Genomic DNA, 15,580 nt, shown 5'->3' on the forward strand with positions numbered 1-15,580 from the left:
ACTATGGCTTGAGCTACCGGCGCTGGCGCCAATCGCCAGCGCCGCTCCGTCGGACGCAATCAAAATCAACGTATGCAACTCGAGTGTGAATCAAAGGCTCGTCGTCTAACGCTGTGCTGTTGTCCTAGCCCTTTACCACTGGTACCCAGCCCCCATCACGGCACCATAATCACTTCGAGTATTAGTCGTGACAGCTGCCTTGTAAATCCAATGGTTGTTCTCCGAAATCGTAGAGATTCCGATCGCCTGCCCTGACTGGCTCCGATAGACACTACCGGCAATCGCAACCATGCTTTTCCCCGGTCCGGATGGCTGAGGCAGCCCTGCAACTGCCATGGCGCTTGCAGTGCCGGCATCTGCGTCACGACGCAAGCCCTGGATCCGTGCATCGGTGTAGGCGTTGGCACTGCCCATTGCGGCATTCAACTGCTGGACATTGACGCCATCGCTCGGCGCCGTGCCTGCTGCGACGTTGGCGATTTGCCGCGGTGCACTATCCGAGCCAACCGACACGACATTGTTGCGCCCACCGTCATCGCTACCCGCACCTATCGCCACGGAACTGTTCCCGGAAGACTTTGCACTCGAGCCAATCGTGGTCGAATTCGAACCAGACGCATTCGAACCATTACCCACGGCCGTACTGTTGTTACCTGACGCCACGGCACCATTCCCGCCCGCCGATGAGTTCGAACCAGTGGATGCAGGCGGCGCCGAAGATCCCGGAGTAGAAGGAAACCCGCCCGTGGGGTTGATATTCTGAATCATGGTGGTAAGGCTCTGATTCACCGCCTGCAGTTGACTGACGTTGACCGCGTCTGTCCCAGCAACCCCCGCAGCAACGCCGGTGATCTGCCGGTTGCCGATGTTTACTTCACCAATCGACGACTGCGGCGTAGAGAGCCCGTAACCGATGTAGTTGCTCAAAGCGCCAACGGTCGTAATCGAGCCTGCGCCCAGCGCAACGCTGTTGGCAAAAGTCGCAGTTGCTCCTGAGCCAAACGCAAGCGCATCCGCTTCTTTGCTTTGGGCACCCGAGCCAATAGCCACAGCCCCAGAGGCGCTAGCAACGGCATTGGCACCTTGCGCGATCGATTGCGGTCCCATTGCATTCGCTCCACTGCCTACTGCAACCGCATCTGCTTGCCCTGAATTTGCCGATTGCCCAATTGCGATTCCACCAGGAGCAGTTTGCTGCACAATCGCGCCATTCCCAACGCCGATGCCATTATCGCCATTGACGACGGTCGAGGGACCCACTGCGACCGACTCGGTGCCCACCGCCAAAGAGTCGGCACTCGTCGAATTAGCATGGAAGTATTGTGTCCCGGTCACGGCAAAGGACTGGAGCGCACCGGTCAACTGCCGAACTGTCACCGCATCGTGCGCCTGGGTGCCGTCAGCAACGTTGATAAGCTGTCGGTAGGTGTTATCCGAAGCACTTCCGAACGACACTGCACCAAGCAGCGTTGCATCGGAGGTATTGAACGGAACAGCATGACTACCGCTCGGAATCGTACCGTTTCCCGCCGCGATGACTCGGTCGGCCACCGACCCGGAGCCAACTGCCACGCTGCCCACAATCAGAGCTGCCGATTGCACGCCGAGTGCCGTGCCACCAGTCGCGCTTGCTTTTGCCGCGTTGCCTGCGGCCAAACTATCCGTTGCACTCGCTACTGCTTGTGGACCAACAGCAATGCTATCTGCTCCCGTCGCTTGACTATCAGCCAGTGTCGAATCAGCATGGAAGTACTTGATCCCACCTCCGTTGTTGATGTTCGAAACCGTCGCATCGAGGTTCGAAATGCCCGTGGTATTAGCTGTCACCTGCTGATTGGTCGCATTCAACTGCGAGCCGTTCACCGCGTCCGTGCTGGTCGCATTCAACTGACCGGCGGCCACGTTCTGGATCTGTCGTTCGGCTCCCACCGCACCCACACTGACAACACCTACCGGCGTCGATCCGGCGAAGCTGTAATTCACACCGCCAATCGTAGCGCCACTCGTGGGTGTCGCCGCCGTCGTCACTGAGTTCGAGCCCAAGGCGACGGAGTTCGCTACCGTCGCCTGTGCATTGCCGCCTATCGCCACTGCATCGGCACCACTCGCCACCGAATCCGCGAGCGTCGAATTGGCATGAAAATATTTGATGCCTGCACCGTTGTTGATGTCGGTAATCGCGGTAGTGTTGGCCGTCACCTGCTGATTGGTAGCATTCAGCTGCGAGCCGTTCACCGCGTCCGTGCTGCTTGCACTCAACCGGCCGGCGGCCACGTTCTGGATCTGTCGTTCGGCTCCCACTGCACCCGCACTAACAACGCCTACCGGCGTCGATCCGGCGAAGCTGTAATTCACACCGCCAATCGTGACACCACTCGTGGGTGTCGCCGCCGTCGTCGCTGAGTTCGAGCCCAAGGCGACGGAGTTCGCTACCGTCGCCTGTGCGTTGCCGCCTATCGCCACTGCATCGGCACCACTCGCCGTCGAATCCGCGAGCGTCGAATTGGCATGAAAATATTTGATGCCTGCACCGTTGTTGATATCGGTAATCGCGGTAGTGTTGGCCGTCACCTGCTGATTGGTCGCATTCAACTGCGAGCCGTTCACCGCGTCCGTGCTGGTCGCATTCAACTGACCGGCGGCCACGTTCTGGATCTGTCGTTCGGCTCCCACCGCCCCAACGCTTAGCACGCTGGCCGGTGCCGCGCCTGCGAACGTATAGGCCACGCCACCAATGGTCGAGCTTGTCGTTGGAGTGGCCGCTGAGGTAGTCGATCCGCTTCCCAGTGCCACATCTCCGGTGTTGTTAGCTACCGCACTCGCTCCGATTGCTACACTGTTTGCACCTACAGCTTGGCCGTCAGAGGCAGTGGAGTTCACATGGAAGTACTTGATTCCGGCACCATTGTTGATGTTCGAAACCGTCGTGTTGAGGTTTGAAATATCTGTCGTATTGGTGGTCACCTGCTGATTGGTGGCGAACAACTGCGATCCGTTGATTGCATCTGTGCTGCTAGCCGTTACGCGACCTGCGGCGACAGTAGTAATTTGACGTTCCGCACCTGGTGCCCCCACACTCACCACACTGGTCGGCGCGGCGCCCGCATAGTTAGACGTCGTTTGACCAACAGTACCAGCCGCCGTCGGGTTGGCCGCTGCCGCCACAGATCCTGAACCCAATGCCACATCGTTCGCGTTGTTCGCTACTGCGTTTTGGCCTATTGCAACCGTACGAGCAGCACTACCGGTCGCGCCATCTCCCAATGCCACCGCACTAGCGCCCGTCGCCATCGCATTCGTTCCGACCGCTAGCGCATTACTACCCGTGGCGCCGTCGTTGTTAAAGTTACCCTGCTGTGTACCGTTGTCATTAACACTGTAGTAGTGAGTTTTCGCGGCATTGATCGCCGTTGACGTAGAAGTCGACAATGACGCGACGTTGCTGTTTGTCGAACTCAACCCTGTCGACAGCGAGCCAATACCTGTTGAGCTAGACGTCGATAGCGATGCAATCGAGCTCGTCGCAGTCGACAACCCCGTCGAGGCCGAGGTCGATAATGACGCAACGTTACTGCCTGTCGTGCTCAAGCCCGTCGACAGCGAACCTATTCCCGTTGACGTCGATGTAGACAGTGATGCGATCGAGCTCGTAGCATTCGTCAGACCGGTCGATGTCGAAACCGACAGCGATGTCACGTTACTGCTCGTCGTGCTGAGGCCTGTTGACAACGAGTTGGCGCTTGTCGAGGTTGAGGTCGACAATGACGCAACGCTACTGCCGATCGTATTCAAGCCCGTCGACAGCGAACCTATTCCCGTTGACGTGGACGTAGACAGCGAAGCAATCGAACTCGTTGTGGTCGATAACCCCGTTGATGTCGAAACCGACAACGACGCAACGTTGCTGCCAATTGAACTGAGACCGGTTGACAACGACCCAAGACCGACGGTGGTCGATGTCGACAGACTATTGATAGCCGTATTCGTTGCGAACAGTTGCGATCCGTTGATCGCATCGGTGCTGCTTGCCGTTACACGACCTGCGGCTAGATTTGTGACTTGACGCTCTGCTCCTGGTGCACCCACGCTCACAACGCTTGTCGGTACGGTACCGGCATAGTTGTACGTCGTTCCTCCAATCGTTCCAGTTGTAACCGAATTGGCGCTAGCCGTCGCTGAATTGGCGCCCAACGCTACGTCATTGGCGTTGTTCGCCACTGAGCCCTGACCAAGGGCAACGGCGCCCGTGCCGATGCCCTGCGCACCGTTGCCCACTGCCACCGCGCTTGCTCCTGCAGCGGTCGTATTCACACCTTCCGCCAGCGCGTTGACGCCCGTCGCACCGTCGTTGTTGTAGTTGCCCTGCTGTGTACCGTTATCGTTAACGCTGTAGTAGTGCGTCCTCGCGGCATTGACCGCTGTTGAGGTAGAGGTCGACAACGACGCCACATCATTGTTCGTTGTCGTTAAGCCAGTGGATAGGGATCCCACGCTCGTGCTGGTGGAGCTCGACAACGAAGTGATTGAACTCAGGGTGCCGGAAAGGCCCGTAGACAGCGAAGCGACATTGCTGTTTGTGCTCGACAGTCCCGTCGACAAAGATCCAATACCAGCAGCAGTTGAAGTAGAAAGACCGTCAATCGCCGTGTTCGCCGCAAATAACTGCGATCCATTGATCGCGTCGGTGCTAGCTGCCGTGACGCGCCCAGCTGCGACGTTCGCAATCTGGCGTTCGCTACCCGGCGCACCTACGCTCACCACACTGGTCGGCGTCGCCCCTGCATAGTTGTATGTCGTGCCACCCACCGTACCCGAGGCGGCGGGATTCGCGGTCGTCGTTACCGAGTTCGAACCTAACGCCACGCTATTCGCGTCACTTGCTACCGCGTTCTGGCCGAGAGCAACACCACCAGCCGCACTCGTATTTGCACCATTACCGACGGCTAACGCACTCGCACCCGTTGCCGCTGCGTTTGTGCCAATTGCTAGCGCATTAACACCTGTCGCACCGTCGTTGTTAAAGTTGCCTTGCTGCGTGCCGTTATCGTTGACGCTGTAGTAGTGCGCCTTCGCGGCATTGACTGCTGTCGACGTAGACGTCGACAACGACGCCACACTGCTGTTCGCGGTGCTCAGTCCTGACGAAAGAGAGGTGACGTTACTGATGGTGCTGCTCAAGCCAGTGGACAACGACCCAATACTCGTCGACGCCGAGGTCGACAAGGATACGATTGAACTGGTTGCATTCGACAATCCCGTAGACGTCGAGGTCGACAACGAGGCAATCGAACTTGTGGCCGTGGACAGCCCTGTTGAAGCCGAGGTCGACAGACTGCCGATCGCCGTGTTTGTAGCGAACAATTGCGAGCCATTAATCGCATCGGTACTTGTCGCGCTTACACGACCTGCCGCCACATTGGATATCTGACGCTCAGTTCCCGGGCCACCAACGCTGACTACGCTGTCCGGTGTCGTACCTGCGTAATTGTAAGTCGCACCACCAATCACACCTGTCGCAGTCGGATTCGATGCCGCCGTCACTGAATTTGTTCCCAGTGCGACGCTGTTCGCATTGTTAGCGATTGCGCCCGAGCCGATAGCAACGCCTTTCGTCGCTGCAGCCACGACGCTTGCAGTATCGCCAAATGCCAGCGAACCCGCGCTACCTGCTGTCGACGCGTTACCGAGCGCAACGGCTCCTTGGCCAATCGCAACGTTGCTATTACCTTGCGCAATCGCACCCTGTCCGGTAGCGGTATTGTTGGCACCCACTGCAACTGAACCGGTGCCGCTAGCGCCATTGGGATCACCGATCGCGACCGCACCATTCCCACTAGCGGTTTGCTGGCTGCCGATTGCAACCGCCCCCGTTCCACTAGTTACCTGTGATTGAAAGCCCAATGCTGTCGCACCGGTGCCGGCGGCAGCCGCCACGCTGCTCGTATCGCCGATCGCAATCGTAGAAGCAGCCGTCGCAGTAGAGAAATTTCCGAGTGCCACTGCACTTGTCCCTGACGCAGTGGCTCGGTTACCGGCCGCGACGGTATTCACTCCCGTTGCGACTGCCTGCGTGCCAAGCGCCGACGCATGAACCCCGCTCGCAATAGACCCATTTCCTAACGCCGAGGCACTATTTCCTGAGGAGACAGCTTGATTGCCAATTGCAAGAAAATTGGCGCCACTTGCACCACTCGCTGTTGCGGCCTGTCCTATCGCAATGCTCGCGCCAGACGCGGTCGTCGCACCGGCCGTCGCACCATTGCCGATGGCGACAGAACCAATCCCAACGGCCAGCGCATTCGTGCCAAATGCACTACTCGACGCCCCAGACGCAGTTGCGTAAAGGCCAAATGCGGAAGCTGACGCTCCCGCAAAGGCGCCGAACCCCGTCGCGACTGCACCGTCTCCGGCCGCCGTTGTAAATGCGCCGAATAAGGTGACAGCGAAATTTCCGGCTCCGCCGTTCGCGCTGCAGCCGGCTACGCTCGAGTAGGTTCCGTTACCGTCTATTGCTGCCGTCTCTGCGGGAAGCGGACGCCCACCAGGTCCCACTGACGCTCCAACACTACATGGCCCAGACGGAGTAAAGGTGACGGCATATGCGCCTTGGGCAACGTTGAGCAAAAATAAACCAGCAACAATATTAGCTCGTTTGGAACGACCACTTTTTCCCCGCGAGCGATCATGCTCAGACAGCAACCCAAGCGCCAAGTGCAGCGTTCCAAACAGTTCGATATAATTTATTCATTTCAATTGCCCCCTCAAATCACGCGCCAGTTAGCGACATAAATTTATTAATTCGATTATCAAATTTTAAATTAATTATCCAACCCACATCCAAAGGCATATCGCCCATGTGAAATTGGTATTCATAAAAATATGCGACATGAATTATCTAAAATTTCAATAATTCATAATTCCAAGTTAAAAAAAGACAACGCCCCATCAGCACCCTCAACGTCGATCATCGCGATAAAAAACGGAACCGCTTTCACAGAGTCAACTTTCGGCAACTGATCCGTTACTACCGCCACCGCATGCGATGCCTCCGCCCGTACAACTTCCCTTGCCCGATGGCGTCCTCTGGTAAGCACGCGACCGTCACACCGCCCCTCCTCGCTCGATGACACTGGCATTGACCTCGGAAAAGCTATGGCTGGCACCCTATCACAAGTTTCAATTTTTCAATACTATCAAATTAATCACATTTGTATTGCTCCCTAATTTTCGACGCAACAGCGCCGATCCGTCGTCGACGAAATGTCACGATCCGGTAGCAGAGACGTCAGTAGGAGAGAAAATCCGTCGTGAGATAATTGCGAGATATGAAGAGGACACCATGACCGACGAGATATTGACCACGGCTGAGGCTGCAGGACTGCTGGGCGTTTCGACTCGCACGGTTCAGCTGTGGATCGAGGGGGGCACCCTTGCCTCGTGGAAAACACCGGGCGGCCATCGGCGAGTACGCCGTTCGGCAGTCGAGGCCGTGATTGCAACGCAGATGTCGACGGCTCGACGCAGCTCCGCGCTCGTCACGCTGATTGCGGCGCAGCCTGCCCTGGACGCCTTCCGTGCGATGTTGCTGCCTGTCGCGGAATGTGTCGTCGACGCCTACGACAACCCCCTGACGGCAATGCGCGCCATCGGTGCGCGTGCGCCGTTTGCGATCGTTATCGATGTGGAATCACTCAATCTGCCGCACGCAGTATTGATGGATGAACTACTAAAGGACGTGCGACTGTCGCACACATCGATCATTGCGATCTCTGGCAAACCACCGGGCAACAGTGTTCAAATTACTGGCCGGGCGGAACGCATACATCACATCACGGCATCAAAAGCCGGCACGGAGTTGCCGGCCACGTTGCGTCAACTATTCGCCAAGGCAGCTTCGAGCCCGTACGGAGAAACGGTGCCCAACTATCCATTTCCGGTAGCCGCGAACGAAGCGGATCGATTGCTTGCGGTGCAGAACAGCGGGCTCCTTGGTTCCAGTGCCGACGAGGGATTTGATCGCCTGACGCGGATGGCGAGCAGTATCGTCGCAACGCCTTTTTCACTCGTGACGCTACTGACGCGTGACGAGCAATGGTTCAAGTCCCGCCAAGGCATGGCGCTCGAAGCCACGCCACGCGATTGGGCGTTCTGCAACTACACGATTTTGCAGCGCGGCGTATTCGCGGTGCACGATCTGTCGAAAGACGCGCGTTTTTCATCGATTCCAGGCGTCGTACAGGCGCCGCAGTTGCGCTTTTATGCGGGTGCGCCCATTTTCGACGAGCAAGGATTTGCGCTCGGCTCGGTGTGTGTGATGGACATCAAGCCGCGTCGCCTAAGCGAGACGCAAAAAACAACGCTGTTGGATCTCGCAGCGATCGCAACAGACGAAATAAATCTCGCAAAATTTCGACACAACGAGACCGTCAATTAAACCCCGCAGTCAAGTAGTCTGCTCATCGCTCCTACTTGACGCGAGTTGAAGGCGGCCCACTTTACTTGAGGAGACATCCTGATATCAGAGGTCATTGCCTACAGATCCGTGCCAACATCCTTGCTTGTGGGCAGCCGGCTCAGCGCAAGGTGATGAATTATTCATCGCGCAAGCGCGAAGCCCAGTGGCAATTGGTCACGAATTTGGAGTCTTTCATGATGCCAGCGCTTCCATAGTGTCAGTGGGTTGTACGCAAGCTCAAGCTGATGAAGTGGCCCTCAAGATGTGCACCCAGACCGCAACGTAATGAAGGCCGTCCGCATCAAATTCGGTTGGTATCGCGCTAGATCATCTACTTCGCGATAAGGAATCGGTCGCGGTTCTTCGCATCGCGAATCCAGAGCGGCGCACGGCCTCGTCCCGACCAAGTTTCACCGGTCTTTGGGTTTTAGTACTTGGGTTCTACGACTTCTGCTTGCTTGACTGCGCGCGATCCGCGCTTACGACCGTAAATCTGGTCCTCGGTGATGCCATACTCAGCGACGAGCTCGCGAATCTGCGCGACGACTGTCTCGAGTTCAGCAACGCGCGCCGCTTCGGTACGCTCTTGGAGCTCGTTAAGCTGCGCTTTCAGTGCTTTGTAAGCTTGTGCCATTTTCTTCTCCCATTCGTAGTTTCTCAGCAAGTTAAGCACCGCTGATTGCTGCATTGTAGTCGAGCGGCGCGGCGTAGCCTCAGCCCGACGGCCGGCGCAGCGATCCCATTAGAGCTAATCAGCCAAGATACGGCGCGCGCCCCCCTACACTACGTCGGTAAAAAGCAGATTGATTCGTTCGCCACGTTGGGGGACGGACGTCACCTCGCATCATGCCCACATCGTGCAAATCAGCGGCGTGGAAGTTTTCCGTCAGCGTTGACAGATATTGAGAATCACACGCGCCGCGAACGGAAGTACGACATGTTCTGTCTCGGCATCTACAATTCGAACCACTGAAAACCAACGATCGATGATGAATCCCATTCGTACTGTATTAGCGCTCGTGTTGTCGGCCGCGGTCGTCACGGCCCAGTCCGCGCCGCAGACCGTGTATCGGATGACCGGCGTGGCAAATTTCACGAAGGGTGCCGGCGACAAGAAACTGTCGTTTCCCGTCAACCCGGCGACGTCGCCGCTGTTGACGTTTGACGGCGGCACTTTCACGTATCAAGAGTCGGGGCACAGCTGCGCAATAGCGGTCGACACGACGCTGCCCTATCAGTTCGACATGATGATGGTGCATGCCTTCGGCACGCCGGAGAAATTCAACGCATTCCTGAGCGACAAGTTTCATGTGAGCAGCACCGGTCTGGCCCATACCTATCTTCTCGGTCAGGAAAACGCCCCGCTGTGTTCAGGCTTGCGCGCGGCAATGATTTACCAGTCACCCAGTCAATTCCTGGTCGTGACGGGCCCACGCATCTACCTGTTCGAGCGTCAAACGCAGGCGCCGTCCGACGCCGAGCTCAGCTTCGACTGCGGCAAGGCGCGCAGCAAGGTCGAGCACCTGATCTGCAACGATCCGGCGCTGGTCAAGCTCGATGCCACGGTGAACCGCGGCTACGTCGTCATGCGGCTGTTGAAATCCCCGGAAATTTCCTACCAGGATCCGGTCCGGCTGAATCAGATCGCGTGGATCCGCAAGGTCCGCAACGCCTGCGACGATCAGGCTTGCCTGATGAAAGCCTATAACGGCCGGGTGCAATACATCAAAGGCCAACTCGGCGACAATGATCCCGATTACCCGAACGAATCCACCCAGGACAGCGGCTGAGCCAAACGCGGTGGCAGCAAGCCGACTCATCATTTCGGGCCAAAGGCGCGTGCTATGCACCGACATTCCAGAGAGAGTCAGGCCTACGGCCGCGGATCCACATAGTGCCCAATGACCATGCCGCGCGAGGTGTGCTAAGGACCCGGTCTCGGCTCTCCCGCTTCGACATGCACCGGCGCCTCCACAGCCGGGTTTTGCCGCAGATCAAATCAGCGAATGGCATCCGTTATGCGAGACGCACAAGCAACCAAACTAGAAGAGCACAGCCTCAGCTACAAGACGAGATGTCGCGTCGCGGCATCTCGTCTTTCACCATATTTTTTGGCCGAAAATCTCGGCCGCCATTTATCGTTACCCGACAACGAGCATGGCATTGCGTGATCTACCGAGCTTTGGCAACGCGCGCAAGCAACCCCGTCAGCAGCGCCGCAACGATAAGCATGACTGACATGAGCAGCATTCCCGGAGCATACGAATGCGTCGCATCCTTCAGCACGCCGACCATCCACGGCCCGACGTAGCCGCCCAAGCTGCCGACCGAATTGATGAACGCCATCCCGCCCGCTGCAGCGAGGCCACCTAGATAGCGCGTAGGCAAGCTATAAAACGCGGGGCGTGCCGCGCTCAGGCCGATCACGCCAAACACCATGCCGATCAGCGCGGGCACCAAGGAGCCGAACATCACCGCTATCGCCAACCCTCCCGCCGAAGTCAGACATGCAAGCGCCAAATGCAACAGATGTCGGCCCGATCGCTCCATCACCCTCGCCCACGCGATCATCACCGCCGACGCCACCAGATATGGCAGTCCAGATAGAAAACCGACTGCGACGTCGCTCAGTCCGTGGCCCTTGAGGATCAGCGGCAGCCAGATCGCGATGCCGTTGATGCCGATCCAGTAACTGAACAGGATGCCAGTCATGATCCACACTTTGAGATCGCGCAGCGCAGCGCCCAAGTGCTTCTGCGGGAGTGCGGCGGTTTCGGCGGTCAGCACGGCAGCGAGTGCGTCAGCCTCGTCGCGGGTGAGCCAGCTCGCGTCGCGCGGATGGTCACGCAGCAGCCATAGCGTCAGCAGTCCGCAGACGCATGCGGGTATTCCTTCGAGCACGAACAACCATTGCCATCCCTTCAGGCCGGCTACACCGTCCATCTGCAGGATGCCGACCGACAGCGGGCCACCGACCACCGACGACAACGGAATCGCGATCAAAAACCAGGCCAGGACGCGGATGCGCCACGCCTTCGGAAACCAGCACGACAGATAAAACAGTACGCCCGGGAAGAAGCCTGCTTCGGCCGCACCGGTCAGAACGCGCAGCGCGTAGAAGCCGGTGGGTCCGCTCACCAGCGCACACGCCGCCGACAGCACGCCCCACGACACCATGATCCGCGCCAGCCAGCGGCGCGCGCCGAAGCGCACCAGAGCCAGGTTGCTCGGCACTTCGAGCAGACAATAGCCGACAAAAAACAGCCCCGCCGCCGCACCGAACTGGCTGCTAGTGAGACCGAGATCCCGGTTCATCGTCAGCGCGGCGAAGCCGAGGTTGGTCCGATCGATGTAATTGAAGAAATAACCGATCGCCAGCAGTGGCACGAGGCGAATCAGGTTCTTGCGCAGCGCGCGTTGCAGCGCGGCTTCGCCCGCCGCGTCGAGCAGCGGCGTAGCCGCGGAAAGAATCGAGGACATTGCGTTACCTGAAGCCGAAAAAGCGCGCAGGATTGTCGACGAGAAGCTGCCTGCGTGCCGCCTCGTCCGGAACGATGCGCGCAATCAGATCGGCGAGATCGCCGTCGTCGGGCATCGGGCCGTGCAAGTTCACGTGCGGCCAGTCGCTGCCCCACAGCACACGCTCAGGTGCGTGCGTGGCAAGCGATTGCGCAATCGGCAACGCATCGCTGAACGGTGCGCCGGCATGCGACAGCCGATCCGAGCCAGATAGCTTGACCCAGACGTTGCCCCTGTCGATCAGGCCGCGCAGTGCGCGCAGCGCCGGACCGTCCGGGCCTTCGCCAAGCGGCGGCCGCGCCATGTGATCGATTACGACCGGCACATCCAGCGACGCGATGAACGGTGCGAATTCAACAACGTCGTGACCCGCCACATGGATCGCCAGATGCCAGCGCAGCGGCCTGATGCGCGCAGCGATTGTGCGAATCGCGTCGAGATCAGGACGTCCGCCGAGATGCGCTAGAAATGAGAAACGTGCGCCGCACACGCCGGCCGCATCGTAATCGGCGATCGCCGCGTCGCTTTCCTGCGGGCGGATCAGCGCGACGCCTTTGTACCGCCCCTCGCCCGCACGCAGTGCATCGAGCAGTGGCCGGTGATCGAAGCCGTGTCCCTGGCTTTGCACGATCACCGCTCGCGCGAAACCCAGCCGATCATGCAACGCACGCAACGCCGTTTCGGGCGCGGGTGCTGGATTGAAACTGCGATCGTCGGGAAGCGGATAGCGATCGAACGGGCCGAAGATGTGGCAGTGCGCATCGCACGCGTCTGCGGGCAGGCGCCAGTCAATCGCACGCGGCTCGGCGAGCGGTGGCGCGCAGGTGTTCAGTGTTCTGGTCATGAAGTCAAAGCCTTTGGAAAATCGATCAACCGCACCGCACCGTCATTCCGCCATCGACGACGATTTCCGTGCCCGTCACAAACTGCGCCTCGTCGGAGGCCAGATAAAGTGCAGCGTTCGCGGTGTCGCGCCCATCACCCATGAAGCCAAGCGGAATGCGCGCGAGCCGTTGCGCGAGCAGCGTGTCGAGATCGCCGCCGGTGCGCTGCTTCGCGAGCCGCGCTTCGACCATCGGCGTATGTAGCTGGCCGGGAACGACCGTATTTACACGGATCCCGCGCGACGCATATTCGACCGCCACCACTCGTGAGAGCTGGATCACACCCGCCTTCGACGCCGCGTAGCCGACCTGTGCCGCACCGGTAAAACGCACGCCCGAGGTCGATGCCGTATTGACGATCGCGCCGCTTTTCTGTTTCTCCATAATGGGCAACACGTGCTTGCAGGTCAGATACACGCTCGTCAGATTCGAGGCGATCTGCGCGTCCCAGCGTGCTTCATCGAGATCAACGGGGCCACCCGGCGCCGACCCACCGACGTTATTTACCAGCACGTCGATCCGCCCGAAGCGGGCAACGCACGCATCGACCATGCGTTTGACCGCCGCGCTATCGGTGACGTCGCATTCGACCGTGTCGATCTCGCCACCCACCGCGCGTACGCGCTCGATGGTTTCGCGCATCGCGTCGAGATCTCGATCAACGGCGAAGATCTTTGCCCCCTCCTCCGCGAAACGCACGCATACCGCGCGCCCGTTTCCCCAACCTGGACCAACGCAGCCCGCACCGGTGACGATCGCCACTTTGCCCTGCAGTCGCGTGCCGTTCATACGAGTTCTCCGAGTTCGTCCGGCGTGCCATCAGGTGGACGCACGCCAAACACGTTGATCGTCATCGAGATCAGCGTGTAGTACCCGCACACCCCGATTAGATCGATCACGCCCGCTTCGCCCAGGTGCTTCACGGCAGCGTCGTAAATCGGCTGAGAGACCTCGCGTGTGCGATGCAGTTCGACGATCAGCGCATGCAGCGCCGCTTCGTCCGCATGTGAGAAAACCGGTGAACGATGCGCACGAATCGCTTCGACGACGTCAGGTTCGACGCCCGCTTCCAGCGCAATCGGCTTGTGCGCGTACCACTCGTACTCCGAACCCCAAACGCGCGCGATTGTCAGAATTGCGAGTTCGGAAAGACGCGGCTCGAGCGAGGTCTCATACCGGCAGTAGCGACCTAGCGCCTGTGCATGCTGCGCAAGCTCGGGCCGATGCAACCATACGGCGAGTGGTCCGCGCACGCCTTTGCGTGGGCCACTCGCAATCGCATCGTAGACCGCGCGTTGCTTCGGCGACATGTTTTGCGGATCGAGATCGGCAATTCGTTTCATGCGGAAAGGTCCTTGTCTTACAGGCAAAAGTGAAGATGTGTGTCAGCGCATCGATTCGCGATGCGCAAGGGCGACATCTGGCGCATCGACGTCCTTCACATCGGCAGCGTCAGCGGACGTCGGCGTGTTCAAATACGTGACAAAGCGCTCGCGATCAAACCCGCGTTCCCAGCGCGCCAATGCGATCACCGCGACCACGTTGCCAATCACGTTGGTCAGTGCGGTTGCCGTCGCCATTAGCCGATCGATGCCAAACAGCAGACCAAGTCCGCTGAGCGGTAGCGCACGCACCGATTGCATCGTCGCGGCAAGCTTGATGAACGCGCCGCCCGCCACGGTCGTGCCGCCGCGCGAAGTCAGCATCAGCACCGCCAGCAGGCCAAGTTGCTGGCCAAGCGAAAACGGCGTGTCGGTCGCCTGCGCGAGAAATCCGACCGCCATCGCCATGTAAATGCCAGTGCCATCGAGATTGAAGCTGTAGCCCGCCGGCAACACGAAACCCACGACGACTTCGTCGCAGCCTGCTTGCCGTAATTTCTGCACGAGCCGCGGGAACACGACTTCGCCAGATGCCGTGCCAAACACCAGCAGGATCTCGTCGCGCATGAAGCGCAGCACCGCGAAAATCGACAGGCCGCACCGTGCAGTGACGATGCCGAGCACAACGAGTATGAAAATGATCGACGCTGCCCAATACAGCGCAACAAGCTTGAGCAGGTACAGTAGCGTCACGCCGCCATAACTGCCGATCGCCGCCGCCATCGCACCGAACGCGCCGATCGGCGCGACGCGCATTACAAAGCCGAGAATCGTGAACAGCACGCGCTGTCCTTCGGCAATACCCCGCGCCAGCAGCGAATTCGGTCCGACCGACAGATTCAGCGCGATACCGGTGAAGATCGCGATCAGCAGTACCTGAAGAATGTTGCCTTCGGTGAACGCACCAACCAGTGTGTGCGGCACAAGCCCGAGCACGAAACCGGTCACGGTCATCTGCGAAGCCGCATGTGCGGCTTGCGCAATATTCGCAGCGGTCTCGAGATGCGTCGCATGCAGACCGTCACCAGGACGAAACACATTGATTACGACAAAACCGAGCGCCATGCCGATCGTGCTGAGCACTTCGAAATAGATCAGTGTTTTCACGCCAAGCCGGCCGAGCCGGCGCATATCGGCGGTATGCGTCAGGCCATGCACGACGGTGCAGAAGACGATCGGTGCGAGCAGCATGCGCAACAGGCTGATGAAGAGATCGCCGAGCGGCTTCATCGAGATTGCCGTCGATGGCGCGACGATGCCGAGTATCGCGGCGGCGACCAGGGCGATCAGCACCTGAACGTGCAACTTGCCGAGCAGCCTCATCGAATGTCTCCCATTTT

The 15,580-nt window shown here is 59.0% G+C and carries 9 protein-coding genes and 2 pseudogenes; 2 read left to right on the forward strand and 9 right to left on the reverse strand.

The window, feature by feature from the left end; genetic code table 11:
- Positions 1–132: 132 nt before the first annotated feature.
- From ACYP33_RS10440 to ACYP33_RS10450, 3 genes and pseudogenes are all read right to left on the reverse strand, one after another.
- On the reverse strand, positions 133–6,000 hold the full coding sequence (locus ACYP33_RS10440) for an ESPR-type extended signal peptide-containing protein (protein ID WP_459621916.1): 5,868 nt from the start codon (positions 5,998–6,000) through the stop codon (positions 133–135).
- 57 nt (positions 6,001–6,057) lie between these two features.
- Positions 6,058–6,552, reverse strand: a pseudogene (locus tag ACYP33_RS10445) (YadA-like family protein); the annotation flags it as partial.
- Positions 6,553–6,688: 136 nt separating this feature from the next.
- Entirely contained in the window at positions 6,689–6,748 is a 60-nt protein-coding gene (locus ACYP33_RS10450) for an ESPR-type extended signal peptide-containing protein (protein WP_459621918.1), read from the reverse strand.
- A gap of 387 nt (positions 6,749–7,135) precedes the next feature.
- Between ACYP33_RS10450 and ACYP33_RS10455 the strand changes: the two genes are divergently transcribed.
- On the forward strand, positions 7,136–8,434 hold the full coding sequence (locus ACYP33_RS10455; protein WP_459621473.1) for an excisionase family DNA-binding protein: 1,299 nt from the start codon (positions 7,136–7,138) through the stop codon (positions 8,432–8,434).
- A gap of 352 nt (positions 8,435–8,786) precedes the next feature.
- Here ACYP33_RS10455 and ACYP33_RS10460 read toward each other — a convergent pair.
- Positions 8,787–9,089: pseudogene (locus tag ACYP33_RS10460) on the reverse strand (H-NS histone family protein).
- A 352-nt stretch (positions 9,090–9,441) separates the two neighbouring features.
- On the opposite strand from ACYP33_RS10460, the gene ACYP33_RS10465 reads away from it, so the two are divergent.
- A complete protein-coding gene (locus ACYP33_RS10465; RefSeq protein ID WP_459621475.1) occupies positions 9,442–10,245 on the forward strand; it encodes a lysozyme inhibitor LprI family protein in 804 nt (267 codons plus the stop codon).
- Between the two features lie 382 nt (positions 10,246–10,627).
- On the opposite strand, the gene ACYP33_RS10470 is transcribed toward ACYP33_RS10465, so the two are convergent.
- The 5 genes from ACYP33_RS10470 to ACYP33_RS10490 are packed head-to-tail and all read right to left on the reverse strand — an operon-like array spanning position 10,628 to position 15,563.
- Complete coding sequence (locus ACYP33_RS10470; protein WP_459621477.1) at positions 10,628–11,935, reverse strand: MFS transporter; 1,308 nt, start codon at positions 11,933–11,935, stop codon at positions 10,628–10,630.
- 4 nt (positions 11,936–11,939) lie between these two features.
- Positions 11,940–12,818 (reverse strand): amidohydrolase family protein, encoded by an 879-nt coding sequence (locus ACYP33_RS10475; protein WP_459621479.1) that lies wholly within the window; start codon positions 12,816–12,818, stop codon positions 11,940–11,942.
- 25 nt (positions 12,819–12,843) lie between these two features.
- On the reverse strand, positions 12,844–13,647 hold the full coding sequence (locus ACYP33_RS10480; protein ID WP_459621481.1) for an SDR family NAD(P)-dependent oxidoreductase: 804 nt from the start codon (positions 13,645–13,647) through the stop codon (positions 12,844–12,846).
- On the reverse strand, positions 13,644–14,201 hold the full coding sequence (locus tag ACYP33_RS10485) for a carboxymuconolactone decarboxylase family protein (RefSeq protein WP_459621483.1): 558 nt from the start codon (positions 14,199–14,201) through the stop codon (positions 13,644–13,646). Before ACYP33_RS10485 ends, ACYP33_RS10480 begins: the two co-directional genes overlap by 4 nt.
- Positions 14,202–14,243: 42 nt before the next feature.
- Entirely contained in the window at positions 14,244–15,563 is a 1,320-nt protein-coding gene (locus tag ACYP33_RS10490; RefSeq protein ID WP_459621484.1) for a cation:dicarboxylate symporter family transporter, read from the reverse strand.
- Positions 15,564–15,580: the final 17 nt, after the last annotated feature.

The sequence above is a fragment of the Burkholderia sp. 3C genome, assembly GCF_054589155.1.

Bases quoted from the DNA above. Each gene is read 5' to 3' on its own strand.
- ACYP33_RS10465 (WP_459621475.1), top strand. From the start codon at position 9,442: ATGATGAATCCCATTCGTACTGTATTAGCGCTCGTGTTGTCGGCCGCG.
- ACYP33_RS10470 (WP_459621477.1), bottom strand. From the start codon at position 11,935: ATGTCCTCGATTCTTTCCGCGGCTACGCCGCTGCTCGACGCGGCGGGC.
- ACYP33_RS10475 (WP_459621479.1), bottom strand. From the start codon at position 12,818: ATGACCAGAACACTGAACACCTGCGCGCCACCGCTCGCCGAGCCGCGT.
- ACYP33_RS10480 (WP_459621481.1), bottom strand. From the start codon at position 13,647: ATGAACGGCACGCGACTGCAGGGCAAAGTGGCGATCGTCACCGGTGCG.
- ACYP33_RS10485 (WP_459621483.1), bottom strand. From the start codon at position 14,201: ATGAAACGAATTGCCGATCTCGATCCGCAAAACATGTCGCCGAAGCAA.
- ACYP33_RS10490 (WP_459621484.1), bottom strand. From the start codon at position 15,563: ATGAGGCTGCTCGGCAAGTTGCACGTTCAGGTGCTGATCGCCCTGGTC.